Source organism: Monashia sp. HAY1-5C, from assembly GCF_056755255.1.
The window spans coordinates 1-226 of the sequence record NZ_JBPGXG010000436.1; the positions used below are offsets into that span (position 1 = coordinate 1).

1 pseudogene is annotated in these 226 nt (G+C 68.6%); it reads left to right on the plus strand.

The features are described from left to right. Positions 1-23 precede the first annotated feature (23 nt). Positions 24-226 (plus strand): annotated as a pseudogene (locus ACR9ZK_RS22345) (hypothetical protein); the annotation flags it as partial.

Here is a 226-nt window from a genome sequence, read left to right on the forward strand (position 1 = left end):
CTCCGTCGTCGGCAGCGTCAGATGTGTATAAGAGACAGGTTCGTGCGGATCATCTCCAGCAGCTCACCGCGCAGGCGCTGCTGCTCACCGGCCCGCTCGGACTGCTCCTGGGCTGTCTCTTATACACATCTCCGAGCCCACGAGACGGAGCTACATCTAGGGTGGCGGCTTTTGTTTGGGAGGGGGGGGGGGGGGGGGGGGGGGGGGGGGGGGGGGGGGGGGGGGG